At 56.0% G+C, this 24,043-nt stretch carries 20 protein-coding genes; 3 read left to right on the plus strand and 17 right to left on the minus strand.

Annotated elements, in window-relative coordinates; all coding sequences use genetic code 11:
• Window positions 1-74: 74 nt before the first annotated feature.
• The 6 genes from pyrF to pyrR all read right to left on the minus strand — a co-directional run bounded on the left by pyrF (window position 75) and on the right by pyrR (window position 8,613).
• A complete protein-coding gene (gene pyrF / locus CCASEI_RS07575; protein ID WP_006821609.1) occupies window positions 75-986 on the minus strand; it encodes an orotidine-5'-phosphate decarboxylase in 912 nt (303 codons plus the stop codon).
• On the minus strand, window positions 967-4,311 hold the full coding sequence (carB, locus tag CCASEI_RS07580) for a carbamoyl-phosphate synthase large subunit (protein WP_006821608.1): 3,345 nt from the start codon (window positions 4,309-4,311) through the stop codon (window positions 967-969). The genes pyrF and carB overlap by 20 nt, the downstream gene beginning before the upstream one ends.
• Before the next feature lie 30 nt (window positions 4,312-4,341).
• The gene (gene carA / locus CCASEI_RS07585) at window positions 4,342-5,496 is read right to left on the minus strand and encodes a glutamine-hydrolyzing carbamoyl-phosphate synthase small subunit (RefSeq protein ID WP_006821607.1); all 1,155 of its coding nucleotides are present in this window, start codon (window positions 5,494-5,496) and stop codon (window positions 4,342-4,344) included.
• A gap of 153 nt (window positions 5,497-5,649) precedes the next feature.
• Entirely contained in the window at window positions 5,650-6,996 is a 1,347-nt protein-coding gene (locus CCASEI_RS07590) for a dihydroorotase (RefSeq protein WP_006821606.1), read from the minus strand.
• A 33-nt stretch (window positions 6,997-7,029) separates the two neighbouring features.
• Window positions 7,030-7,986 carry an aspartate carbamoyltransferase catalytic subunit gene (locus CCASEI_RS07595; RefSeq protein ID WP_006821605.1) on the minus strand — a complete coding sequence of 319 codons (957 nt, stop codon included), beginning with the start codon at window positions 7,984-7,986 and terminating at the stop codon, window positions 7,030-7,032.
• A gap of 9 nt (window positions 7,987-7,995) precedes the next feature.
• On the minus strand, window positions 7,996-8,613 hold the full coding sequence (pyrR, locus tag CCASEI_RS07600) for a bifunctional pyr operon transcriptional regulator/uracil phosphoribosyltransferase PyrR (RefSeq protein WP_006821604.1): 618 nt from the start codon (window positions 8,611-8,613) through the stop codon (window positions 7,996-7,998).
• 280 nt (window positions 8,614-8,893) lie between these two features.
• On the opposite strand from pyrR, the gene CCASEI_RS07605 reads away from it, so the two are divergent.
• The 3 genes from CCASEI_RS07605 to CCASEI_RS07615 all read left to right on the plus strand — a co-directional run bounded on the left by CCASEI_RS07605 (window position 8,894) and on the right by CCASEI_RS07615 (window position 12,836).
• Window positions 8,894-10,294 (plus strand): TIGR01777 family oxidoreductase, encoded by a 1,401-nt coding sequence (locus CCASEI_RS07605; protein WP_025387581.1) that lies wholly within the window; start codon window positions 8,894-8,896, stop codon window positions 10,292-10,294.
• 142 nt (window positions 10,295-10,436) lie between these two features.
• Window positions 10,437-11,534: a hypothetical protein gene (locus CCASEI_RS07610; RefSeq protein WP_025387582.1), complete on the plus strand. Its 1,098-nt coding sequence runs from the start codon at window positions 10,437-10,439 to the stop codon at window positions 11,532-11,534.
• A 168-nt stretch (window positions 11,535-11,702) separates the two neighbouring features.
• Window positions 11,703-12,836: an HNH endonuclease signature motif containing protein gene (locus tag CCASEI_RS07615; protein ID WP_025387583.1), complete on the plus strand. Its 1,134-nt coding sequence runs from the start codon at window positions 11,703-11,705 to the stop codon at window positions 12,834-12,836.
• A 121-nt stretch (window positions 12,837-12,957) separates the two neighbouring features.
• On the opposite strand, the gene der is transcribed toward CCASEI_RS07615, so the two are convergent.
• The 11 genes from der to steA form a co-directional block, all read right to left on the minus strand.
• Window positions 12,958-14,577 carry a ribosome biogenesis GTPase Der gene (gene der, locus CCASEI_RS07620; protein ID WP_025387584.1) on the minus strand — a complete coding sequence of 540 codons (1,620 nt, stop codon included), beginning with the start codon at window positions 14,575-14,577 and terminating at the stop codon, window positions 12,958-12,960.
• On the minus strand, window positions 14,567-15,265 hold the full coding sequence (cmk, locus tag CCASEI_RS07625; RefSeq protein WP_006821600.1) for a (d)CMP kinase: 699 nt from the start codon (window positions 15,263-15,265) through the stop codon (window positions 14,567-14,569). Before cmk ends, der begins: the two co-directional genes overlap by 11 nt.
• Entirely contained in the window at window positions 15,266-16,201 is a 936-nt protein-coding gene (locus CCASEI_RS07630) for a pseudouridine synthase (protein ID WP_025387585.1), read from the minus strand.
• An 82-nt stretch (window positions 16,202-16,283) separates the two neighbouring features.
• Complete coding sequence (gene scpB / locus CCASEI_RS07635) at window positions 16,284-16,862, minus strand: SMC-Scp complex subunit ScpB (protein ID WP_025387586.1); 579 nt, start codon at window positions 16,860-16,862, stop codon at window positions 16,284-16,286.
• A 9-nt stretch (window positions 16,863-16,871) separates the two neighbouring features.
• The gene (locus CCASEI_RS07640; protein WP_006821597.1) at window positions 16,872-17,693 is read right to left on the minus strand and encodes a segregation and condensation protein A; all 822 of its coding nucleotides are present in this window, start codon (window positions 17,691-17,693) and stop codon (window positions 16,872-16,874) included.
• A 12-nt stretch (window positions 17,694-17,705) separates the two neighbouring features.
• A complete protein-coding gene (locus CCASEI_RS07645; RefSeq protein ID WP_006821596.1) occupies window positions 17,706-18,578 on the minus strand; it encodes a ParA family protein in 873 nt (290 codons plus the stop codon).
• A gap of 225 nt (window positions 18,579-18,803) precedes the next feature.
• The gene (locus CCASEI_RS07650) at window positions 18,804-20,042 is read right to left on the minus strand and encodes a hypothetical protein (RefSeq protein WP_038574534.1); all 1,239 of its coding nucleotides are present in this window, start codon (window positions 20,040-20,042) and stop codon (window positions 18,804-18,806) included.
• A gap of 192 nt (window positions 20,043-20,234) precedes the next feature.
• Window positions 20,235-21,242, minus strand: a complete 1,008-nt coding sequence (gene xerD / locus CCASEI_RS07655) for a site-specific tyrosine recombinase XerD (RefSeq protein WP_006821594.1) — start codon at window positions 21,240-21,242, stop codon at window positions 20,235-20,237.
• Window positions 21,243-21,881: an NUDIX domain-containing protein gene (locus tag CCASEI_RS07660; RefSeq protein WP_006821593.1), complete on the minus strand. Its 639-nt coding sequence runs from the start codon at window positions 21,879-21,881 to the stop codon at window positions 21,243-21,245. It abuts the gene before it with no gap.
• A 5-nt stretch (window positions 21,882-21,886) separates the two neighbouring features.
• Complete coding sequence (locus CCASEI_RS07665) at window positions 21,887-22,852, minus strand: copper transporter (RefSeq protein ID WP_006821592.1); 966 nt, start codon at window positions 22,850-22,852, stop codon at window positions 21,887-21,889.
• 3 nt (window positions 22,853-22,855) lie between these two features.
• The gene (steA, locus tag CCASEI_RS07670; RefSeq protein WP_006821591.1) at window positions 22,856-24,037 is read right to left on the minus strand and encodes a putative cytokinetic ring protein SteA; all 1,182 of its coding nucleotides are present in this window, start codon (window positions 24,035-24,037) and stop codon (window positions 22,856-22,858) included.
• Between the last annotated feature and the right edge of the window lie 6 nt (window positions 24,038-24,043).

Below are 24,043 nucleotides of genomic sequence, written 5' to 3' on the forward strand. Positions count from 1 at the left end.
ACCCGGTCCTTCAAAAGAAGCTGCCAGCATAAAGTTTGTCAGATTTTGTCTAGTCTGACCCTAGATTGAGCTGCCTAAATGAGTCCTCCGTCGAAGAATTCGCTTGCTGTCTCCTTCACTGCAGCACGCAAGTCAGCGACCTGCGGACCAACGGCCAGAACAGCGCGTGAGACGTTGGCAAAGCCCAGTTCGGGCCTCACCTGCGTAATCCGCGCGACATCGGCAGCCGAAGCTCCCTGCGCGCCCACACCTGGCAACAACACGGGCCCATTGAGCTGTGAAAGCTCTGGTGGATTCTCTAACGTTGCACCGACTACAACGCCGATGTCACCCGGCACTGCTTCTTCACCTGCGCCTTCACCCACGCCTTCAACTGCGCCAAGCTCCGCGTTGAAGGCAGCACAGATATCCACCACGTGCTGCGAAACGGTCTGGGAACCATCGGTGAAGCTCTGCAGCTGGATTGCCTCCGGGTTCGAAGTCGCTGCGAGAACAAACACACCGCGTCCATTCTTTGCCGCCACGTCGAAGACCGACTGCAAGGCGGCGACACCAAGGTATGGCGAGACCGTTACCGCATCCGCCTGCAAGGGAGAGCTCTCCCCTAACCAGGCATCGGCATAGCCAGCCATCGTCGAACCAATATCGCCGCGCTTAGCATCGGCCACAGTCAAACAACCTGCCTCACGCAGACTCGCCAGAGTCTCCTCGAGTACAGCAAAGCCTTGGGAGCCAAAGCGCTCGTAGAAAGCCACCTGTGGCTTGACCAACGCCGCAGAATCCGCAAATGCTTCCACGCACGCCTCACTGAAGCGACGTAGACCATCGACGTTGTCTTCTAGACCCCACTGCTTCAGCAGATAAGGATGAGGGTCTATGCCGACGCACAACCGGCCGCGGACCTGGCCAGCTGCTACCAGCCGCTGACCAAAGCCGAGGTTTTCAGACTCGCTGCTCAGTGTTTGATTAGTTGTCTGCTGGGGCATGCTGAAGCTCCTGAAGTGCACGGACCTTGAAGTCACCCTTGCGCAGTGCCTCAAGCGCCTGAACGCCTGCGGTAACGCCCTGCACGGTGGTGATCTGTGGGATGTCGACCTCAAGGGCCGCGCTGCGAATCTCGTAGCCATCGAAGCGTGCACCGGAAGTGGAATCCGGTGTGTTGATGACCAGGTCAATCTCGCGGTCCAGAATCAGGTCCACAACAGAGCGACCTTCGGCACCGTTGCGGATTTCAGAGGACTTCTTCACAGTCTCGCACTCAATGCCGTTGCGGCGCAGGATGGATGCGGTACCGGTGGTTGCGAAGATCTTGTATCCCATATCGGCTAGGCGCTGGATTGGGAAGGTCAAGTTACGCTTGTCGCGGTTTGCAACGGATACGAAGATGGAGCCTTCCTTTGGCATCTTCATAAAGCCAGCAATCAGCGCCTTGTAGTAAGCAGCACCGAAGTTCTCAGCCAGGCCCATGACCTCACCGGTGGACTTCATTTCCGGGCTCAAGATGGTGTCCAGCATGGAACCGTCCGCGCTGCGGAAGCGGTTGAATGGCAAGACTGCTTCCTTCACCGCGATTGGGTGCTCCAGTGGCAAGGAACCACCGTCATAGTTGGAAGGCAACATGCCCTCTGCCTTAAGCTCCGCAATGGTGGAACCCATCATGACGCGCGATGCTGCCTTGGCCAGCTGCACGCCGGTTGCCTTCGATACGAATGGCACGGTACGTGATGCACGTGGGTTTGCCTCAATGACGTAGAGCTGGTTGTCCTTCAGGCCATATTGCACGTTCATCAGGCCCTTGACGCCGATACCTGCTGCCAATTCCTTGGTAGCGTGGCGGACCTTTTCAATGTCCTCTGGTCCAAGGGTCATTGGTGGCAAGGAGCAAGAAGAGTCACCGGAGTGAATACCGGCTTCCTCGATGTGCTCCATGACGCCGCCCAAGTACACGTCAGTGCCGTCGCACAGTGCATCAACGTCAATCTCAATCGCGCCATCCAAGAAGCGGTCAACCAAGACTGGGTGGTCATCAGTCAGCTCGGTTGCACGCTCGATGTAGGACTCCAGCGATGCTTCGTCGTAGACAATTTCCATGCCGCGGCCGCCCAAGACGTAGGAAGGACGTACCAGCACTGGGTAGCCAATGTTGTTGGCAACCGCGCGTGCTTCCTCATAAGAGGTAGCGGTACCGAATTCTGGTGCTGGCAGTTCAGCCTTAGCCAGAACTTTGCCGAATTCGCCGCGGTCTTCAGCCATGTTGATGGCCTCAGGAGTGGTACCAACGACAGGGACACCGGCATCAGACAGGCGCTGTGCCAAGCCCAGTGGGGTCTGGCCGCCTAGCTGAACGATGACGCCGGCAACGGTGCCGGACTCGGATTCAGCGTTGTAGATTTCCATGACGTCTTCGAACGTCAGTGGCTCGAAGTACAAACGATCTGCGGTGTCATAGTCGGTGGAAACGGTCTCTGGGTTGCAGTTGACCATGACGGTCTCATAGCCCTGCTCAGACAACTCGAGCGCTGCGTGAACACAGGAGTAGTCAAACTCAATACCTTGACCAATGCGGTTTGGACCGGAGCCCAAGATGATGACCTTTTCACGCTCGGTCTGTGGTGCAATCTCAGACTCTGCTTCTGGGTCCAGCTCATATGCTGAGTAGTGGTATGGGGTCTGTGCCTCAAACTCACCGGCACAGGTGTCAACGGTCTTGTAGACAGGACGAATACCCAGGGACCAGCGAAGGGCACGAACGCCGTCTTCACCAGCAAACTCGGAACGAAGTGCGGCAATCTGCTTATCGGATAAGCCCATGTACTTAGCTTCACGCAGAAGGTCAGCGTCCAGGACTGGTGCGTCGATGAGCTTGGTGCGGAAATCAACCAGTGCCTGCAGTTCAGCCAGGAACCATGGGTCAATCTGGGATGCTTCAAAGACCTGCTCGATGGATGCGCCAAGACGCAGTGCCAGCTCAACGTCGTAAAGACGGCCTTCGGTTGGACGACGCAAGTCATCCAACACGGCGTTGACGTCAGTAGCGCGCTCTTCTGCGAAGTACTCGTCCGGACGAGTCCAGAAGCCCTCTTGCTTTGCTTCCAAAGAACGCATGACCTTGTTGAGGCCAGCAATGTAGTTGCGGCCAATACCCATGGCTTCACCCACCGACTTCATGGTGGTGGTCAGGGTGTCATCTGCACCGACGAACTTCTCAAAGGCAAAGCGTGGAGCCTTGACAATGACGTAGTCCAGGGTGGGCTCGAAGGCCGCTGGGGTGACGCCGGTGATGTCGTTGGTGACTTCATCCAGGGTGTAGCCAATAGCCAGCTTGGCAGCAAGCTTCGCGATTGGGAAGCCGGTTGCCTTGGAAGCCAGAGCGGAGGAACGGGACACGCGTGGGTTCATCTCAATGACGATGATGCGGCCGTTGTCTGGGTGCACTGCGAACTGGATGTTACAACCGCCGGTGTCAACGCCAACCTCGCGGATGATGTCAATCCCCAGGTCGCGCATGTTCTGGTACTCGCGGTCGGTCAGGGTCAGTGCTGGAGCCACGGTGACTGAGTCGCCGGTGTGCACGCCGAGTGCGTCGACGTTTTCGATGGATGCAATCACAACAACGTTGTCATCGCCATCGCGCATGAGCTCGAGCTCGAATTCTTTCCAGCCCAAGATGGATTCTTCAATCAAAACGTTGGCTTCTGGGGATGCGGCAAGACCGCCACCAGCGATGCGCTCGAGGTCTTCATTGGTGTACGCCAAACCGGAGCCAAGACCACCCATGGTAAATGATGGGCGGACCACTACTGGCAGGCCAAGCTCTGCGACGGCTGCGTGGACTTCTTCCATGTTGTGGCAGACCGCGGAACGTGCGGATTCGCCGCCGATGGATTCCACGATGTCCTTGAACTTCTGACGGTCTTCGCCGCGCTCGATGGCGTCGATGTCAGCGCCGATAAGCTCAATGCCGTGCTTGTCCAAGATGCCTGCACGGTCCAGCTGGATAGCTGCGTTTAGTGCAGTCTGACCACCAAGGGTTGCCAGCACGGCGTCGATTGGGTGGCCTTCTTCGCGTTCCTTGATCACGATTTCTTCGATGAATGCTGGCTCGATTGGCTCAACATAGGTGTGGTCTGCGAACTCCGGGTCGGTCATGATTGTTGCCGGGTTGGAGTTGATCAGGGTGACGCGCAGTCCTTCTTCTTTGAGGACGCGGCACGCCTGGGTACCTGAGTAGTCGAACTCACAGGCCTGGCCAATAACAATTGGGCCGGAGCCGATGACCAGGACGTGGTTAATATCGTTGCGCTTTGGCATGGTTTTCTTTCTTACCTTTCCTGGTCTGGGTTACTTGTTGTTTGGCGAGTGGTTGGACATGAGGTCAATGAACTGGTCAAACAGTGGGTTTGCATCATGTGGACCAGCGGCAGACTCAGGGTGGTACTGCACGGAGTATGCCAGGCCGTTAGAGAGCGCTACGCCCTCAACTGCGCCGTCATTCAGGCAGGTGTGGGTGACCTTTGCTGCGCCGAAATCGGTATCGAATTCCTCGCCAGGGTTCTCCGTTGGCATAGCCAGCGCGAAGCCGTGGTTCTGGGAGGTGATGTCAATCTTGCCGGTGACGTGGTTCTTTACCGGAACGTTGATGCCGCGGTGGCCGAACTTCATCTTGAAGGTGTCCAGACCAAGTGCGCGGCCCAGAATCTGGTTGCCGAAGCAGATGCCGAAGAAAGGAACCTCTTCCTTCAGAACATCGCGCACAATCGCTACTGCTTCATCCGCGGTTGCTGGGTCACCAGGGCCGTTGGAGACGAACACGCCGTCTGGGTTGTACTGCTTAATTTCTTCGAAAGGAGTACCTGCTGGAACCACGATGGTTTCAATGCCGCGCTTGGCAAAGTGGTTCGGGGTGGACATTTTAATGCCCATGTCATATGCGACGACGGTGTACTTCTTCTCCCCTTCAACTGGGATGGTGTAGACCTCATCAGTTGAAACCTCGGTGGAAAGGTCCGCGCCAGCCATGGATTCCTGGGCGTTGACTTCTTCAACGAGTTCTTCCACTGGGCGCTTTGCTGCCTCACCGGAGAAAATGCCTGCGGCGACAGAACCCTGGTCACGCAGGTGACGCACCAGCGAGCGGGTGTCTACACCCTGAATACCGATGATGCCCTGGGATTCCATTTCTTCTTGCAGGCTGCGCTGTGCGCGCCAGTTGGAGACGCGGTGGGACAGGTTGCGGATAACCAGGCCGGCAACCCAGATATTGCCGCCGCTGGACTCATTGTCCTCATCGTTCCAGCCGGTGTTGCCAATCTGTGGCGCGGTCGTGACCACAATCTGGCGGTGGTAGGACGGGTCCGTCATGGTCTCTTGGTAGCCGGTCATGGCGGTGGTAAATACCGCCTCACCCAAGGTGGTGCCGGTTGCGCCGAAGCCGAAGCCACGGAAGCTACGGCCGTCTGCGAGCACCAGGATGGCAGGTTGTGAAGTGTTCGTCACAGGAGTGTGCCTTTCAATTTGAGTGTAAATAATTCACTGTTTTGCATTATATTACTGTTCGTCCCCTTGCGTCCATCCAGCACTCAGCCTTAAAAAGTTGGCTTCAATGAGCTGGTCTGCTGCATAATTTAAGAGGACTGCATATTGAGCTGTCTAGTTATCTTGCGCATCAAGTTGGTAGGTGACGTGCCCGCGCAGCAGGGTGTGAGTCACGCGTGCACCGAACTCAATACCTTCGTATGGATTGTTCTCGCTCTTGGATTCCAGCAGGGTTTTATCCGATACCCACTGTGCTTCTGGGTCAACCAGGGTGAGGTTGGCTGGCTCGCCTACCTCGATTGGTCGGCCATGGTCAGGAAGGCGGGTGATTTCCGCTGGACGCTCACTCATCACGCGAGCAACAAAGCGCCAGTCAGCCAGGCCAGGTTCCACAAAGAGCTTGACGATGACAGCCAGGGAACTTTCCAGACCCAGCATGCCGGGCTTAGCGTTGTCGAACTCAACGCACTTATCTTCCGATCCGTGCGGAGCGTGGTCAGTGGCGACAACATCGATGACGCCATCGAGCAATGCCTGGCGCAGTGCCAACGTGTCATGCTCTTCACGCAGTGGCGGGTTCACGCGGAACACACCGTCGTAGGTGCGCAGCTTGTCATCAGTAAGCAGCAAGTGGTGCGGGGTGACCTCAGCGGTCAAAGGAATGTCCTGACCCTTGGCCCACTTGAGTAGTTCAACGGTGCCGGTGGTCGATGCATGGCAGATATGCACGCGGTTGCCGTAGTCACGAGCAAGCAATGCGTCACGCGCAACGATGGATTCTTCAGCCACGCGTGGCCAGCCGCGCAGACCAAGCTGCGCTGCTGTCGCTCCCTCGTGTGCAACAGCACCTTCGGTCAAACGAGGTTCCTCAGCGTGCTGAGCCAGCAGCACATCCAAGCCCTTGGCGTATTCCAATGCCCGGCGCATCAGCTGTGGGTTTTCCACGCACTTGCCGTCATCGGAGAACATACGAACCTTGGCATCGGAGCGCGCCATCATACCAAACTCGGTAAGGTCTTTGCCTTCAAGTCCCTTGGTGATGGAGCCAACTGGGTGGACATCGCAGATGCCCAAACCCTGCGCCTTTGCCCATACGGACTCAGCGATAACTGGCTGGTCCATCACTGGTGAGGTATTCGCCATAGTAAATACGGCGGTGAATCCGCCCTTGGCTGCAGCCTTGGAACCAGTTTCAATGGTTTCAGTATCTTCGCGGCCGGGCTCACGCAAGTGCACGTGCATATCAACCAGGCCTGGTAGAAGCACACGGGCTGCGCCATCAATGATGCGGTCAATAGCGATGTCCCCATCGGCACCAGCGGATGCACCGATAGCGGTGATTTCACCGTTTTGAATTAAAACGTTGACCGGCTCACCTTCGCCATAAGGGCGAACGTTGGTAAGCAGCGTGGTCGCGGCGGCCGCTGGGGCTTGTCGGCCGGTTTCTGGATAATGAGTCACAGGTAAATCTCCTACTGTTTTCTAGATACCGGCTTAAACACCGACGGCTTCAGCCCCGCCAGCGATGAGCGTGAACAAGACTGCCATGCGCAGATGCACACCGTTGTTGACCTGCTGCAAGATAGCAGTGCGGTCAAGGTCGGCGACGGCATAGTTGATTTCCATGCCACGCAGCATTGGCCCTGGGTGCATGATGATGGCATCTTTCTTCATCATTGCGGCACGTTGCTTGGACAGACCAAACAAGGTTGCGTACTCGCGGTGCGATGGGAAAAAGCCACCGTTCATGCGCTCTGCCTGAACACGCAGCATCATGACCACATCAGCGTCTTGGACCTCAGTGTCGAAATCGACAGAAGTTTTTACCGGCCAAGTCTCCACCCCGAAAGGCAGCAAAGTTGGAGGCGCCACCAGGGTAACTTCCGCACCCAAACTTGTCAGCAGGTCAACGTTGGAACGCACCACGCGCGAATGCAGGCAATCGCCCACAATCTTGACCTTCAGGCCACCGAAGTCGCCTGAAGAAATACCCAAACGCTGACGCATAGTTACTGCGTCCAAAAGCGCTTGGGTCGGGTGTTGGTGGGAACCATCGCCGGCGTTAATTACGGAAGGACCGTCGCCGCCTGGAGCCACCCAGTTTGCAACCTGCTGCGCCGCGCCCGAGGACGGGTGGCGGATGATGATGGAATCCGCGCCCAGAGAAGACAGTGTCAAAGCGGTGTCACGCAAAGACTCACCCTTCTTTACGGAAGAGGAAGAGGCAGACAAGTTGATAACGTCAGCAGACATCCACTTGCCGGCCGTCTCAAAAGAGGCGCGGGTGCGGGTCGAGTTCTCATAGAACAAGGTGTAAATGGTGCGACCGCGCAGGGTTGGAAGCTTCTTTACTTCCCTGCCCTCAAGTGCTTCGCGGAATTTGTCTGCTTCATCGAGCAGGCCGAGGATCTCATGTTTGTTGAGGTCAGCGATGCTTAATAGATGTTTCACTAAGTCTCCTTACTGCGTGGAAGTGATGCCGCGGCTCAAGACCACCGCGTCGCGGCCGTCAATATCGCTAATAAGGACATCAATGTCTTCGTCCCGTGCGGTTGGGACGTTCTTACCCACATAGTCAGCACGGATTGGGACCTGGCGGTGGCCACGGTCCACGAGGACTGCTAATTGGATGGATTCTGGGCGTCCAATATCGCTAAGCGCATCAAGTGCAGCGCGAATGGTGCGGCCGGAATAGAGAACATCATCAACCAAAATGACAATGGCATTATCAATGCCGCCAGTTGGGATGGACGTTGGTTGCAGTGCGCGGTGGGGTTTATTACGCAAATCATCGCGATACAACGTGATATCTAGGGATCCGCAAGGGATTTCAACACCGGCAAACTCTTCAATCTTGTTTGCAAGTCGGTGTGCAAGGGGCACGCCGCCCGAAGGGATGCCCAAAAGAATTACTCGCGCAGCGTCTGGGGAATCCAGAGCTGTCTTTTCAATAATCTGGTGCGCGATGCGAGCCGTTGTACGTTCAACGTCGCTGGCAGTTAGCAATTCTGTCTGCGTGACATTCGTCTGCGCAGCATTAGCTTCGTGCCCGCCGTTGGGTACAGTGGTTCCACTCATCGTGACCTCCTTCCCCGCCTCACAGTGCGGTCCTTAAAGGATGTGTTCACAGAAATATGGTGACCGTAGTTTCTACAGCTGCACCAACCCTAGCACTGACAGTACCCAACCGCGCTACTTTCTACCCCTTGTTCCCCCGGGTTGGGTGATACTTTGTCTTGTCTCAGAAATCCCCGGCGGTGGTTAGCTCCGCTCAAGCATCTAAATGGCTAAGCTATAGAGATGATATGAGGCCAGTTTCGCCTTGTGCTTGATACATATTTAAAGGAGCGTTTCCTGCATGAGTTTTTCTGCAACGCACGTTGTTCCAGCACCCCGGGAACAGGTGTGGGAATGGCACTCGCGCAAAGGCGCGTTGGCGCGGCTAACCCCGCCATTTGTGCCAATGACTCCGTTGCAGCAGGCAGATAAGCTTTCCGATGGCACCACGATCCTAGGCTTCCCCGCCGGCCTAAGGTGGACATCGCGGCATGATTTATCGCGATATCGCAAAGGTTATGCCTTTTCGGATGTCTGTATCAATGCCCCAATGCGTGTGCTAGCTAATTGGCGCCATGACCATCACTTTGAGGATCACCCCGACGGCACTTTGGTCACCGATACGGTGGATACTCGCCTGCCACATGCCGTGTTGGAGTCCATGTTCGCATATCGCCAGCACCAGCTCATCGAAGACATGTCGCTTCTCAATCGCCTCAAAGCCTTAGGCCACATCAACGGGGTTGAGGACGGGACATCAATCTATGGTGCAACTCGCCCACTCAAGGTCGCGATGACCGGTTCCCGCGGCGCGGTGGGACGCCTTCTCACATCGCAGCTGTCGCTAGCTGGCCACGACGTCATCCAATTAGTACGTGGGAAAACCAAGCCTGGGCAGCGCCACTGGAATCCCATCGCGCCGGCCCCAGACCTTCTCGACGGTGTGGATGTCCTTGTCCACTTAGCAGGCGAGCCCATCTTCGGACGTTTCAATGACTCCCACAAGAAGGACATTCGCGATTCCCGCGTGGGCCCTACGCGTAAGCTTGCCGAATTAGTCGCCGAATCAGATTCGGTCACCGCAATGGTGTCAGCGTCTGCGATTGGCTATTACGGCAATGACCGTGGTGAAGAGGTTCTGACTGAGAGTTCAGAACCCGGTGACGGCTTCTTGGCGGATGTCTGCGTCGAATGGGAAGCAGCCACCGCGCCAGCTCAGGACGCCGGCAAGCGCGTTGTCACCATGCGCACAGGCGTGGTGATTTCGGGAAACTCTGGTGTTCTTCCGCTGTTCAAGGCACTGTTTTCCACTGGGTTGGGCGGCACCTTTGGCGATGGCGATTTCTGGCTTTCCTGGATCGGCGCCGATGATCTAACGGACGTGTTCATCCACGCCATCTTCGATAAGAAAATCCACGGTGCTGTGAATGCCGTCGGACCAAACCCCCTACTCAACCGAGGTTTGGCTCAAGCCATCGGAACTGAGATGAAACGCCCTTCCGTCATCCCAATTCCGACATTTGGCCCAGCTCTCTTGCTTGGCAAAGAGGGAGCACGCGAGCTCGCACTCGCCGACCAGCGAGTTATTCCGGAAGTACTCTATAACCATAGGCATCACTTCCGCTATCCAACCATCGATAAAGCTTTGGCTCACGAGCTGGGCCGTGAACATCTCTGGGAGCCTCGCTCAGAATCCGAATAGGCGCTACTCGAATACCTTAGATTTCCGTACCGCCCATGTGGATACGACTTGGGTGTGGGGAGGACTCCCCAGTTAGAACAAATTCAGAATGTCTAATATAGAATACTTTTGATTCATTCATTTGTTCCCCTAAGGATTCCCTATGCCCCAATCCCGCAGGCTACTCTCCCTTGTCGCCGCCTTTTCCCTACTGCTCGCTGGGTGTGATTTTGCGCCTGGAGAGGACGCCCCGCGCACGACCATTACCACGACGATTACGACCTCAGCACAGCCAGAGGACACAACTTCCGAAGAACCAAGTGAAGATGAAGCATCCTCGGTTGAAGCCGCCGCGTTGAATGCTTATCGTGTGGTAATTGCGAACCCCGAGGATTACCCAGTAAACCCGGCAGCGCAGTATGAACCCCGTGGTGGTTACCAGTATGCGCTCGTGGAAGCAACATCAGACAATACTCCAGAACTGTTAGTGCGAGTTAACGGAATGGAATACTCCCCAGTGCTCGTTTTCTCCTACGACTCAGGTTCTGAAACCGCAGTGCAAACTGATGACGTGCTGATCGATGGCGCCGCAGGTGCAGGAGGCGGCCGATCAAGGGTTTGGGCTTCCAAAGCAGGCGAAGGTTTATACCAAGTTGATTATCACTCATTACGGACGGAAGCATACAGCTCCCTATTCCACATAGCTGGCAGTACACTCAAGAATGTTGAAAACCAAGTCAAGTTCAACATCAAAACCCCTGCAGACGACCATCAACCAATCGTCTGGTACGACACCACGGAACCAGAAGGCTTTAACATAGTTCAGGGCGCTGGCGGGGCCGCCCCTGGGGTAGAAGAAATTACTCCGTATGGAACAGCCAACACGGAAACTGAGGCAGAAGTAGCCCCCGCCGATGGTACTTACCGCTTCTCTGGTGAGGTCGTCATCATGACCAATGCCGACTTTTCCGAGGGGCCTGCAAATGGCGAACCACTAGACCAAGAACACATCATCCTAACCTTGGATTCACCTCAGGAAGTCACTGCTCAAACCCCAGCAAATTCGCACCGTACAGCGACGATGACTCAGGTTGTCCTCCATCCATACAACAGTGATAAGCCCATCGAGCACAGCAAGTGGATGCCATATGTAGGCCAGCACATCACCATCACCTCAACGCCTGAGCAAATGAGCTACCCATCGGACACCTCTATGCCGCTTGGAATGTTGCGCGTGCGGGATGCTGTTTCAATCGACTAATCCGTTCCGCACTGCCTGGCAAAAAGCTCAATCAACCCTTAATCTCAGACATGCGCGAACTGGGCTTTGTGGGTAACCCTCAATGTTGAGTGATACGTCATCACGGAAATGTGGATAGCTATTTGCTTATCCTTTGCACCTTTGACGTACTTGTTTAGCGTATGAGGCATGAACACGTTAAAGGCTTTGGAATATCTCTCGCGCAACGGGGTGGCGTTGCTGCGAGAGATAATTGAGGTGGATAAGTTCCACCTAGCAGGTCTGGGGATACCACTTGACCGTGCTCGTGGTTACGTCCGCGCAGCCGAGGGCTTCCTCGGGCATGCCGATTCCCCACGGCTGCAGCAGAAAACCGTCGAGCAGGCTGTTCGCATGGAACATTCGATAGATCACCTCGCTAAGATTAATCGCCATGCTCGGAAGTTGAAAACTCGTGGCGCTGCATGGAGACTTCGCGCAGAACTCGTTGCCATGCCTGGAAGCTACGAAGAAGTTAATAGGGCCGGCCTCGAGAGGGTGCAAAGCATCAACGGTGCCAGCTCGCGCACACCAGGAATACGCATCTCACGTGCTAAAGATGGGATGCGTACGATGACAATTACCGATGAGCAGCGCCGACTTACTGACTTTGAAAAGACCCTGGATGCGGTCATCAAAGACCACAATATTGACGGCGAACGCAGGCAATCCCTGCTTAAGGGGTTGTGGACGCTTCTAGAATCCGGCGGAGGAACGCTAACACCCGCGTATCAAACCGTGATTGCCATTGGGCTTAAAGACTCAATGAAGATTTTGCGCGGGGAAGGTGATGACGTGGTCATCGGACTTTCCGATGGCACCACCATGACAGGCGCAGAGCTAGTTTCTGCTGCCATCGCTGGTGAGTTGGGGTCAAACACTATGGCCGGCCTATTTCATCCGACGGCAGGTCCAGTCAACTTGTACGAAGCACGGTTCGCCTCCTATAAGCAGCGAATCCTCGCCAAGGCGGAAAATCTGGTGTGTCCTTGGCCAGGTTGCAACGTTCCAGCCGATAGATGCCAAGTCCACCACATCCACGCACATAGCGATGGCGGGCAAACCGAACCATCAAATCTGACAACTCTATGTGCATATCACAATGGCGTAAATGATGATGACCCCAGGCGGCGAAGGAAGAAGCGGCGAAAGAAACCGAACGGGCCACGTCCTCGCGGAAGGGTTGATCGACACCGAGGAAAAGTTAGATACCGGTCCCCTTCCGGAAAACTCATCGACAACGACCACACCAACATTCGCTTAGGGGCAGTGAACCTAATCTAAAAGCACATCGGCTAATGCGCAGGCGACTTAGCCGCTTCTGCATGCCCAAAACAAAAGGCGGCTATCACTCCACTTAAAGTTGTGGGAGATAACCGCCTTATGAGATCCAAAGATCTTTTACCTAGCGCTTGGTGCGGCTGCGGCGTTCGCGAACACGAACGGCAATGCGTACTGGGGTGCCGTGGAAGCCGAACTTCTCACGGAACTTGCGCTCCAGGTAGCGGCGGTAGCCAGCATCCAAAAAGCCGGTGGTAAACAGCACGATGGTTGGTGGCTGTGTACCAGCCTGGGTAGCGAATAGAACGCGTGGCAGGCGGTTGTTCTTCATTGGAGGTGGGTTAGCGGCAATCGCATCACGCATCCAGTTGTTGAGCTGACCAGTGGTAACACGCTGGTCCCAGCTCTCCAGAGCAGCAATCATCGCTGGCTCCAAGCGCTGCAGTGAGCGGCCAGTCTCAGCAGAGATATTGATGCGGGTTACCCATGGAAGGTGCGCCAACTGTTGGTCCATTTCGCGGTCCAGGTAGTAGCGGCGGTCCTCATCCATCAGGTCCCACTTGTTGAACGCAATGACCAAAGCCTTGCCGGCTTCAAGCACCATGTTCAACACGCGCTGGTCCTGTTCAGAGATCTCCTCGGAGGCATCGATAAGCATGACGCACACCTCGGCCGCATCAATGACGCCGCGGGTACGCAGGGATGCATAGTACTCATGGCCCTGGGCATTCTTGACCTTCTTGCGCAGACCAGCTGTGTCAACAAAGCGCCACAGCTTCTGATCCAGCTGCACCAAAGAGTCAACCGGATCCACGGTGGTACCAGCAACGTTGTCAACAACAGCGCGCTGCTCACCAGTGAACTTGTTCAACAAAGAGGACTTGCCCACGTTTGGCTTACCCACCAGCGCCACACGGCGTGGACCTTCAGTAATAGATGGGTTGCGTGGTTCCTCCGGGAACAAGCGCAGTACCTCATCCAACACGTCCGCGCCACCGCGGCCATGCTGGGCGGAGACTGGCCATGGATCGCCCAAGCCCAGCGCGTAAAACTCAGCCATGTCAGCGTACATGTTGTCCGAGTCGAACTTGTTGGATACCAAAATGACTGGAACCTCAGAACGCTGCAGCATGCGTGCCATCACGGAGTCAGTCTCAGTGATACCCACCTTGGTGTCCACCACGAAGACAATGACGTCCGCAGTTTCCATGGCTACTTCAGCCTGGCGTGCAATAGCACCGTGAATGCCCTTGGCATTCGGGTCCCAGCCGCCGGTATCCTGGACGAAGAAGCGCTGGCCGTTCCAGTCACCGATGTAAGAAATACGGTCACGGGTAACGCCCGGGTGGTCTTCCACAACTGCTTCACGGCGGCCCAGGAATCGGTTGACCAAGGAGGACTTGCCCACGTTTGGACGGCCCACAATGGCAACGGTGCACAGGGACTCTTCGGTGTGGGAAGGTCCGGCAACGCCGAAGGCGCGCTCAATCTGCGCCCACTCTTCTTCGCTCAGCTCTTCACCAGCAACGCCGGTTGGAACGCCCTCTTCGTCATAGCCATCTCCGTAATCGGCTTCGCCGAACTCAGAGTCATCAAAGTTGGAATCATCAAACTCAAAGTCGAACTCTTCTTCATTGAAGTCATCCGACGCCCAACCACCGTGCGGCGCTTCAACGAGTTCTTCGTCGAACTTGCCCGCTGGGTAGTGGAACTCAGTGTCTTTCTCAGAATTCTTATCGCTCATCAGCAGACTCCTTGACAATAGTAATGAGGGCGTCGAGCACTTCTTCAAGGCTCATTTCAGAAGTATCCACCACAACAGCGTCATCTGCTGGGCGAAGAGGTGAGGTTGCGCGTGAAGAATCTGCCGCATCGCGGCGCTCCACGTCGGCCAATACGGTGTCGAATTCAGCTGGGATACCAGCAGCTACATTCTGGTCGTATCGGCGCTGGGCACGTACCTGAGCGGAGGCGGTCATAAAGGCCTTAGCCGGGGAATCAACCAACACTACTGTGCCGATGTCGCGGCCTTCAACGATGGCGCGGTGCGATTCATCGGCAAGCTTGCGCTGCAACTGCACCAAGTTCGTGCGCACCTCCGGGATGGCAGAGACAGCAGAGACGTTGCGGGTGACCTCATCCTCACGGATTTCCTTGGACACATCCTCTCCATTGAGGATGACTTCCGTGGAATCCGGGTCATTGGACACAGTCAAAGGCAAATTCGCAGTCGCCGCGATGACAGCCTGAGTGTCTTGTGGATCGACCCCCGCACGCAGCACAGCCAAGGTGGCCACGCGGTACATAGCGCCAGTATCGATGTATTTTGCGTCCAGCTGTTTCGCCAACGCACGGCACGTGGTGGACTTTCCGGTTCCGGATGGTCCGTCAACAGCCAGAATGAGGCCGCCATTAGGAAGATTAGAAACCATTTACATCCCCACTACCTTGTACAAGCTGGTGAGCTCAGCAGAGTTCAACGCACGGATACCGCCGGGCTTCATATCGCCCAACTGCACGGTGTGGATTTTGGTGCGCACCAGGCGCTGTACTGGGTAGCCGGCGGCCTTGAGCATGCGGCGAACAATGTGCTTGCGGCCTTCGTGCAGCTCCAAGCGGATAAGCGACATGCCCTGGTTCTTGTCCACAACCTGAACAAAGTCAGCCTTGGCCTTGCCGTCGTCGAGCTCAATGCCCTCTTTCAGAGTACGGATCAGACGGTTGTCTGCCTCACCCAACACGGTGGCCAGGTAGGTCTTGGACACCTCGTACTTCGGGTGCATCAGGCGGTTTGCCAACTCACCGTCGTTGGTGAGGATGAGCAAGCCCTCAGTATCAGCGTCAAGGCGGCCGACGTGGAACAGGCGCTGGCCGGATGCGACCTTCTCCGAAACCATGTCGCCCACGCATGGACGGCCCATGTCATCTTGCATGGTGGACTGCATGCCACGAGGCTTGTTCAGGATGAAGTACTCGTGCTCTTCATTGACGTTGACGCGCACACCGTCCACGCGGATGATGTCCACGTTTGGGTTCACGCGCACGCCTTGGCGCTTAACAACTTCACCGTTGACTTCAACGCGGCCTGCTTCAATGAGTACTTCCGCGTGGCGGCGTGATGCTACGCCTGCCTTGGCTAGGACCTTTTGCAGGCGTTCGCCTTCGGTGCTGGGGTTTTGGGTGGACTTGGAGTCCTCGTAGAGCCAATCAGCGCCCAAGTCATTAGCGATGGACTGGGCGGTGGCTTTCTTTTCGCGCTGGGAGCGCTTGACGTTTTGACGACGGGCCGGTTTAGCGTTGGAGATCAGCATGTCGCTGTCACGCTTTTTCTTTTCCGGTGTGCCGTCTCGGCGAGCGGGTGGGGTCACGTCGATCGTGTCCTTTTCTCTTAAATTGTTTAAATTGCGCTTGGGAGATCTTACTCCTGCCAACGAGCCTACAGCAAAATCTCTAATATTCTTCATCGATCATGTCGACGTCGGGCAAAAGAGGTGCCAAATCAGGAAGACGCTCCAAGGAGTCAATGCCCAACAGTTCCAGAAACAGCGCCGTTGTTTCATAACGGATGCCGGGGCCTTCGAACTCCCCGTCCTCGATTTCGCGCACCAGACCGCGCAAGGTCAGTGTGCGCATCACGCCATCGACGTTGACTCCACGCACCGCAGCGACCTGAGCGCGGGTACACGGTTGTCGGTACGCCACCACGGCTAGAGTTTCTAGTGCTGCACGGGAGAGCCTTGTTTGGGTGCCATCCAACATGAATTGCTCCACGGCGTCGGCATTGTCACGGCGTGTGAAATAGCGCCAACCTTCTTCACATGTGCGCAGCTCAATGCCAGAGCCGCGCATGTCCAGTTCGGTGCGGATTTCTTCGAGTAGGGCTTCAACTTCTTCGACGGTTGATTCAACCGCGCGAGCAATGCTTGCCGATGTAGCCGGGCTATCGATGACAAGAAGAATTGACTCAATCTGGGAGCGCAACTGGCTGATAAACGGCATCTCATCGGCCGTCATCTCATTCGGATTCATAGCTTCTCCTTAATCCCAGTTCGCCGCAGCCACAACAGCTGGATCGACGTCCAAACCAGTCCAGGACACGTTTAGGGGTCCAAGCTGTTCTTCTTGTTCGGTTTCTACGGCCTTAGCTTTGTAAAGCTCCAGCAGCGCCAAGAAACGGCCAACCACATGCATCGACAGCGTGCAATCCCGCGTAAGCGCATTAAAGCTCAACCACTTGTCCGCGCCAAGCAGCTTGAGCGTATCCATGATCTTGCCGGCTTGTTCCGGCACGGACACGGCCACTTGGTGGATGTGTCCAATCCCAACTTCCTCGGGCGGCTTGGGGCGAAAGACACCAGCGGCCAACTCCGCGAAACTCGCCGGGGTGTGCCCCAGCTTGACCGGTGGCAATAACGATGCGAACTGCTCTTCCACGCCGACTGCACGCGGGTAAGCTCTGCGCGCCTCACGCTGCCACTGCGCAAACTGGTCTGCGACTTGTTTGTAGGCGCGGTACTGCAAAAGGCGTGCGAACAAAAGGTCACGGGATTCTAGAAGTTCGAGGTCATCCAGATCATCGACCTCACCGCGTGGCAACAGACGTGCTGCCTTCAAGTCCAGAAGGGTTGCTGCAACGACGAGAAATTCCGTGATCTCATCCAGGTCAGCGGTTTGGCCAAGCCCGCGAGTATAAGCCACGAATTCATCAGTGACTTCCGACAAAGCAACGTCAGTGACATCCAGCTTCTTGCTTTGAATCAGCTGCAGCAGCAGGTCAAACGGGCCCTCAAAGTTGGCCAGCGCAATGCGAAAGCCTGGAATCTCCGGCTGCACTGCTTCATCTATTGGTTGATGAGCCATCTACACCTGCATCTAGCGCTTGGTGCGCTCAATGACCTCAGCAGCCAAGTCACGGTATTGCTTCGCTGCCTGCGACGACGGCGCCCAGGTGGTGATGGGTTCTCCAGCCACGGAAGTCTCTGGGAAACGCACGGTGCGGGTAATGACGGTGTCAAAGACTTTCTCATCAAAGTATTCAACAACGCGCGACATCACTTCGCGTGCATGCTTGGTGCGGCGGTCAAACATAGTGACCAGAATGCCAATGACTTCCAAGTCAAAGTTGATGCGCTCAGCAACCTTCTCCACCGTGTCAGTCAACAAAGCCAGTCCGCGAAGCGAGAAGAACTCACATTCCATAGGAATGATGACGCCGTGAGAACACGCCAACGCGTTGACGGTCAAAAGACCAAGGGACGGCTGGCAGTCAATGATGATGAAGTCATAGTCCTTCATTACTGGGCGCAGCGCACGCGCCAGCGTGTGCTCACGGCCGACCTCATTGACCATCTGAATCTCAGCGGCCGACAAGTCAATGTTGGCAGGAACCAAATCCAGACCAGGTACGCCGGTGTGCACGATAGCGGAGTGAATAGACACCTGGCTATCAAGCATCACGTCATAGATGGTGTCTTCAATTTCATCATGGCCCAGGCCTAAACCTGCGGACAGTGCGCCCTGCGGGTCCAAGTCCACCAAAAGCACCTTGCGGCCATAATCGGCCAAGCAAGCACCCATATTGATGGTTGAGGTGGTCTTGCCCACGCCACCTTTTTGGTTGCACATTGAGATGATGGTCGCTGGACCATTCTTTTCCAGTGCTGGTGGCTGTGGGATAGTGCGCAGCTCCCTGCCTGTTAGACCAACTTCAGGTTCGCCTGCGTGAAAGAGTCCCTCGTTGCTCACGTTTTACTCCCTACTTCCCTACCAACGCTCAACCCGCACTTCGAACACGAAATTACACGGCTGTCATTTAACACTGAGATACAGCTTACTCGTCTATCCTACAAGGCACATCGTCGCCCGTAGGTCAACGCTTCAGGCTAGATTAACTTAGGTCAATCTAGCGCCGGATCGTCAATCTAGCGTGGTTTCGATGCCGATAACCTATTACTCTGTTTAGCCACTTGCTTAGTACTCGTACTGATGTTGCTTACGGCGATTGCTCACCTTGCGGATGATGAAGCCAATGATGATCAAGAGGATCACAATGCCCAGGCCAATGACCCCGTTGGCCAACAGGTTTGAGCCTTCATCATCGCTGGAAGTGCTCGTAGCTGATGCATTTTGAGCTTCCTCACCAGCGCGCTGGTAGTTCGGGTCAGTCAGGCTGACAATGACTTCAATGCCAGTGCCATCGTTGCGCACTAGCTGCATGTAGAACGGATTATCTGGTGCTTGGCCTTCCGGATAGGTCAAGGTCAAGGTACGGCTAGCCGCATCAATATCGCGCTTGATGTCTTGGATGATGTTGCCATCAGCATCGACGTAGCGCAGGGTGAACTGCTCCTGGTCCAAGTTGCCGAACTGATTGTAAAAATCTAGCGCCTGGCGCAGACCCAACTGTGCAGTGATGGTGTTGCCCTCGATGGTGGACTCCAGATCGATGCGCTCAGCGGTAGATTCATCTAGCTGTTCTGCCGCCTGACGCTCCGGCTTATCCCCTGGCACGGCTGGCAAGGACGCATTCTGGCTTCCGGAGACATCACCAGTGCCGGTGTTCTCATCGCCTGAGCCTCCTGCACCGTTAGCGCCCTGGCCACCGGCGCCAGCAGAACCGTCAGTGCTACCTCCGCCATCAGAACCAGGGGTCCTTCCGTTATCGGTAGCACCTGAGCCAGTCGCACCGCCTCCGGTACCGCCGCCGTTGCCATCGCTGCCAACTGGAGTATCGCCACCAGCAGTGCCACCACCGGAGGTGTTACCGCCGCTTGCGCCGCCTTCTGCTACCAAAGTGATGGTCGTGGACTGGCCTTGGGCAGTAACAGGGATAGAAATCTGGCCGCCCTCAGGCGGCGCGGTAATGGTCACGGTACTGCCGGAGGTGGAGACGGACCAGCCGTCGCCGGAATAGGACGCGTTTGCTGCCACGGGCAAACTAACCGTGGTGGTTTGTCCTGCTGGAACTGAAATCGGAGCAGAGATTGCCGCGCGTGCATCCTCTACTGACATACCTCCTGGCAATGCGTGTGCTGCCGGGGCGGCCGCAACAGCGCCAGCTGAAGCGCCGAGGCCCAGAATGCATGCAGCCGCGACTGATGCAGCAAATTGTCGGCTAGCAATAAAGCCAGCAAGTGGTGTCGCAGTAGTGCTAGTGACACTAGCACTAGCAAGACTGTGGCCAAGGGCATGGTTGCGTGAGGAATTCACGTGAACAGTCGTCCTTTCATAAGACGTACAAGACATCATTCAACCCATATTCGGTGCTGTACTCACGCGATTCAAGACAATGAAACGCGCAAACTCAGCACACAAAGGATTGAAGAGAAATATTAGTGCACGCGGAATGCGCGCACAGGCACGAAAATCACGGTACTGGAACTGGCATGCATATTTCCAGATTTAAGCGCGAGGGTGAGCAACTCTCCAGACTTCTCGCAGGGAATCCGCAGTAACATGTGTGTAGATCTGCGTGGTCGTTACTGAAGAGTGCCCCAATAACTCCTGCACAGTACGCACATCGGCGCCGCCCTGCAGCAAATGGGTAGCAAAAGAGTGCCTTAATGTGTGCGGGGACACTTTCTTGCCAACCTTGGCGCGCTCAACGGCTTGCTGGATGACAGCCCAAGCGCTTTGCCGTGACAGAGGCTTGCCCAACGTGTTGAGAAACAGCGCATGTGTTTTGCCGCGGCTCATCTGCGGCCGCGAACGAACCAGGTAGTCCTCAATGGCTTTGCGTGCATGAGAACCCATCGGCACCAGGCGCTGCTTGGAACCTTTACCGGTCACGGTCAAAATATCTGGGCCATCAGCAACATCATCTACCACCAGATCAAGCAGCTCGGAGATACGCGCACCAGTGCCATAGAGCATTTCCAACAGCGCTTTATCCCGAATATCTACCGCCGTGGCATACTCCCCCGTCGGAACGGCATCAATGAGTGCCGTGACTTCTTCAACAGTTAACGTATCCGGTAGGTGCTTCGCCGGACTTGGTGGTGCGACATCGGCAGCGACATCAACATTGATGTCGCCCTCAGACAACGCAAACTTGTGAAGCCCGCGGGCAACGATAAGAGCACGGCTTGTCGATGCCCCCGATAGCGGCTTCTGTCCCTCCCACCCGCGGCGAAGGTCCGCGACATAAGCCTCAAGATGTTGCGTGGTTACATCACGCAGAGACGTTACTCCTGCGGCAGCGAGCCAATGAACATAACGCTTCAGATCCCGGCGGTAATTGCTGACGGTATTGGGTGAAGATCCCTTTTCCACCGCGAGGTGGTCCAACCACCCTTGTGCGAGTGTTACCAGTTCCGGTGCAGGCTCAGTCCCGCCGGCGATGCCGGAGATTCCGGAGTTACCGGAATGCCCGGCGGCACCAGAAGCACCCGAGATAGTTGAAGAAGACATCTATTGCTTCTTCAGGTCAGGACCCTGACGGCGCGAAGCAATCGAGGTTGGGCGCAGTTCAAAAGGCGCAGAAACCTCACGAGCTTGGCCGTTTCCACTAAGTACCTGCTTGGCGGCGAGAATTCCGGCCACGGCGATGGAGTTATTGATTTCACCGCTCAGGACTTTCGCTACTGCTTCATCCAAGTCCACCCAGGCGAAATCCATGTCTGCTTCTTCGTCGCCAAAAGCCTCGGGGCGTTCCACTGCTGTGAGGTCCTGTGCCAAAAAGACACGAGCTGATTCCTCGCAGAAACCAGGCGAAGTCACCAAGTCGGTCAAAACAGACCATTCGGCGGCCTCTAGTCCTGCTTCTTCTACCAGTTCGCGTTGGGCACCAAGAATTTCGGACTCGCCCTGAACGTCCAAAAGCCCGGCGGGAATCTCCCACAAGCGGCGCTTGACGCTGTGTCGGTACTGATTGACCATCGCAATTTCGTTGTTCTCATTAACCGCAACGACAGCCACAGCACCCATGTGCTCAATTACTTCACGGAAAGCAACCTGATCATTGGGCATGGCCAGCTTGTCCTGGCGCACCGCGACGATCGGGGCATCGAGCAAAAGCTCGGAGGACAGCACCTTAAAGTCATGTGCCATGAGTTCTACTCTCCTTCCGGAAGTGGAGGTGCGGCAGCGTCCGCGGATTCGCTAGCACCATAGGCACCAGATCCGTCGCCCAGTTGCTCAACTACCGCGAGCGCAACCGCTAGCTGCGCAAAGTCTCGATTAATGGAGTCCACAGTGGAGATGGCATCCGGGCTTGGACCCTCGCCACCGCCGGCCTCTGTACGCAACGTGTCAATGACCCCGCCTTCACCAGCGGCCTGTAGCCTTCCGGCGAGCACGCCATAGGTGCCAGCTTCATTCAGAGAGTTTGCAAAGGCCACCAGGTTGTCGTGGTAGTACTCGTCGCCACCACGGCCCATCACCACGACGACCGCTTGCGCAGGCAATATGGTGCCGTCTTCATAGTTCAAAAAGCCTGCCTCACGCAGTGCCTGCAACAGTGCGCCGCGGTCTTCAGAGGAAGCCATTGGCTCGGCTGATTCAGGGTCACGCAACAGCGCTGCGGCCAATGCTTGACCGGTGTGGCGGCCAGCGGAAAGATCTTGCTCATCTAGCTCCGCACCGGCTGGCAGAACGTTTGCAACGATGGACTTAATCTTGTCCGCGCCCTCAGGGTGCAAAAACTCATTGGTCATGGTGATAGTGCCGGAATCAACCGCACCAGCGGAATTGAGCATGTTACGAACACCTGCCACATCGCCTTCAGCGGCATCACCCGTGGCAATGATTGAAACATCACGGCCTTCCAATGAGCCGGCCAAGGCGTCCGCGGACAAACCACTGATGAGAGAATCAGCGGAATCAGACTGCGCCTGGATTTCCTTGTTTTCCTGCAACAGCGCACGGTGTTCTTCACGGATTGGATCATCACTGGCAACGGCTGCCGATGTCCCCTCCATATTCGGCGCAAGCACCATTGTTCCAGCGGCAACGCCCAAGGCGACGCCAAAACCAAGGCCAGCGATTACAAGCGCACTACGAGAAGATTTTTGGACAGCCATGGTTTAAAACCACCCCTGGAACGTCAACGCGATGTTGTTCCACGTATCGATGAGGTTATTAGCAAAAGTGCCATCCCCGCCGAGTCCAACAACTAGAACAATTACGGCCAGCGCAACCAGCACGCCCAGCACCGCCCACAGCCAGGCCATGGAACCGCCGGTTCGCACCGTGTACAGGTTGATAATTGCTGAGGAGTCCACCAGACGGTTTCCTGCCTTCAACCGCGTGAGCATCGCAGCTGGAGTTGCGTGGTCTTTGGCCGCAAAAATATCGTCCAAGTCCAGAGAATCACCGACCTGCACGATGAGCTCTGCTTCGTGGAAGTCTGCCAGCAGCAGCGCCAGATCAGTTGCACTGTCAGTTGCTGCGGGGAAGGTCATTGCACCGATGCCTAAGTCCTGGATGCGCTCAAGACCTTCCGCGGTGCCGTCCGGATCTGCTGGGAGAACAACCCGCGCGCCACTGCGCAAAGATTCGGTCGCGATGTTCCTTGGATTGCCAACGATCAAATCGGGCGTATATCCCTGCGCGATCAAAGAATCAGCGCCGGCATCTACGCCGACGAGGATGGGTTCATACTCGCGGATGAAGTTGCGCAGTCCCTTGATGTGATTGCGGTGGTCTTCACTCGGGGAAATAATGACGACCTTGCGGTCTTTCATCTCTGAGCCGGCCTCAGGGATCCCCAGGCCATCGATAAGCAAAGGCCCCTCCGAGTGAATGAACTCAATGGAGTTACCAAAGTAGGCTTCCATGCGTTCAACCAGACTACGTCGCGCTTCAGAGAAATCCTTCTCCGCCTTGGTGCGTTCAACACTGGTGCCTTCACCGATGACCTTGTCGCCGGCGTAGATGGTGCCTTCGTCCGTGATGCGGGCTTTCTTGCCGTCCTTAAAACCAGCGATGAAATCAGTGCCAACATTTTCCAGCAACAGCACTTCAGCGTCCAGCAACATGTGCGGGCCATAATTAGGGATTGCCCCGGTGGAAAACTCGGCCACGTTAACTACAGCGGCTGGTTGAACATCGATGAGCGCCTGGGCCTCTTGGCGTGAAATATTCGCAGCATTAATAACGGCGATATCGCCGGCGCGGAACTTTTTCATACCATTTCCACCAGGCGTGCAATCGCGCAAAGCGCCATGCAGACCAGGCAATTCTTCAGTTCGGGAAAACAGGCTCATGCCGGA

This window comes from Corynebacterium casei LMG S-19264, from assembly GCF_000550785.1.
In the GTDB taxonomy this organism is placed as follows: domain Bacteria; phylum Actinomycetota; class Actinomycetes; order Mycobacteriales; family Mycobacteriaceae; genus Corynebacterium; species Corynebacterium casei.

What these genes read in the sequence shown, in the direction of transcription:
- cmk (WP_006821600.1), bottom strand. Translation starts at nt 15,265, where the DNA reads ATGGTTTCTAATCTTCCTAATGGCGGCCTCATTCTGGCTGTTGACGGA.
- CCASEI_RS07665 (WP_006821592.1), bottom strand. Translation starts at nt 22,852, where the DNA reads ATGGCTGTCCAAAAATCTTCTCGTAGTGCGCTTGTAATCGCTGGCCTT.
- CCASEI_RS07610 (WP_025387582.1), top strand. Translation starts at nt 10,437, where the DNA reads ATGCCCCAATCCCGCAGGCTACTCTCCCTTGTCGCCGCCTTTTCCCTA.
- pyrR (WP_006821604.1), bottom strand. Translation starts at nt 8,613, where the DNA reads ATGAGTGGAACCACTGTACCCAACGGCGGGCACGAAGCTAATGCTGCG.
- steA (WP_006821591.1), bottom strand. Translation starts at nt 24,037, where the DNA reads ATGAGCCTGTTTTCCCGAACTGAAGAATTGCCTGGTCTGCATGGCGCT.
- pyrF (WP_006821609.1), bottom strand. Translation starts at nt 986, where the DNA reads ATGCCCCAGCAGACAACTAATCAAACACTGAGCAGCGAGTCTGAAAAC.
- CCASEI_RS07660 (WP_006821593.1), bottom strand. Translation starts at nt 21,881, where the DNA reads ATGGCACATGACTTTAAGGTGCTGTCCTCCGAGCTTTTGCTCGATGCC.
- CCASEI_RS07605 (WP_025387581.1), top strand. Translation starts at nt 8,894, where the DNA reads ATGAGTTTTTCTGCAACGCACGTTGTTCCAGCACCCCGGGAACAGGTG.
- carB (WP_006821608.1), bottom strand. Translation starts at nt 4,311, where the DNA reads ATGCCAAAGCGCAACGATATTAACCACGTCCTGGTCATCGGCTCCGGC.
- der (WP_025387584.1), bottom strand. Translation starts at nt 14,577, where the DNA reads ATGAGCGATAAGAATTCTGAGAAAGACACTGAGTTCCACTACCCAGCG.
- CCASEI_RS07615 (WP_025387583.1), top strand. Translation starts at nt 11,703, where the DNA reads ATGAACACGTTAAAGGCTTTGGAATATCTCTCGCGCAACGGGGTGGCG.
- xerD (WP_006821594.1), bottom strand. Translation starts at nt 21,242, where the DNA reads ATGTCTTCTTCAACTATCTCGGGTGCTTCTGGTGCCGCCGGGCATTCC.
- CCASEI_RS07640 (WP_006821597.1), bottom strand. Translation starts at nt 17,693, where the DNA reads ATGGCTCATCAACCAATAGATGAAGCAGTGCAGCCGGAGATTCCAGGC.
- scpB (WP_025387586.1), bottom strand. Translation starts at nt 16,862, where the DNA reads ATGAATCCGAATGAGATGACGGCCGATGAGATGCCGTTTATCAGCCAG.